Raw genomic sequence first — 1,149 nt, forward strand, 5'->3', positions numbered from 1 at the left:
GCTGACGTTCCGACCACCCAGAAGGAAAAGGTCTCGAAGTCAGACCCGGTGGATTCAAAAAAGCTGGCCAAAGCCCTTATGCGCGGCGAGCTCGGCAGTGTGTACATTCACTCGAAGGACAGCCTCGACGACCGTGCGCTGGTACGCCACCGCGCCACTATTGTGAAGCTTTCCGGCGGCATAAAATCCAGAATCAAGCATCTGCTGTACAACAACGGCGTGGAGTACCCCGAAGAATATTTCCGAAGCAACCGCCACTGGACAAGAAGTTTCATAACGTGGTTGCAGAATGACGTGCGGTTGCTCTCCGACACCCGGGTCTCGCTTGACCTGCTCATTGCCGAGGTACTCCATTACAGGGAACGCCTCCTTGATGTGAACCGCAGATTGCGCTCGCTGGCGCGCAGCGACAGGTATGCCGAGAAATACGGCATCCTGATGTCGGTTCCCGGCATTGGTTCGACAATTGCCATGAGCCTGCTTACCGAGATTGATGACATCGGTCGCTTCAGTAACCAGCGCCAGTTCGCATCGTTCCTCGGACTCGTGCCGATGATGTCATCAAGCGGCGACAAGGAATACGTCGGTGAGAAGACTTTCCGGGGAAACAAATTCCTCGGTCCAAAAATAGTCGAGGCCTCATGGATAGCCATACGGCACGACGCGGAACTCTCCGCAAAGTTCGGCGCATTGTGCACCCGCGGAATGAAGTCGCAGGAAGCCATAATCCGGATAGCCCGCAAGCTCTCCAACATAATATTTTCCGTACTGAAATCAAACCGCAGATATGAATGCCGTTAGATAATGCGACACACAAAAGTCTTATAGGCAAATACAGTAAGACGGCTACTCTCGCCTCCTTGATGAGCCTTGGCTGCATCTAAAAGAAAGGTTGTGGCGTCTTTCCTATTATGCTGAATAAGTAAACTGTCAGCCCGATGGGGCGTGACTGATAGAAGTTTGCCTGATAGGACTTTTTTTACTACAAGGCATTTCGGGCTCTAACCGATTGCCGGTTATTTGATTGGGGCAGAGGCCTCGATCATGACTCTTTTGTGCCTACACAATCGGCACAGAAACATAAGCAATTGATTTTTAACGTTAATCTTTTCTAAATCTCAACGAGAATTTTGGAATACAACATAGAAG

1 protein-coding gene is annotated in these 1,149 nt (G+C 50.6%); it reads left to right on the forward strand.

Going from position 1 to position 1,149, the window contains the following annotated elements:
• The coding region (locus C5O24_RS13570) for an IS110 family RNA-guided transposase (RefSeq protein ID WP_107681986.1) at nt 1–801 on the forward strand (801 nt) is incomplete at its 5' end.
• Between the last annotated feature and the right edge of the window lie 348 nt (nt 802–1,149).

Source organism: Paramuribaculum intestinale, assembly GCF_003024925.1.
Taxonomy (GTDB): Bacteria; Bacteroidota; Bacteroidia; order Bacteroidales; family Muribaculaceae; genus Paramuribaculum; species Paramuribaculum intestinale.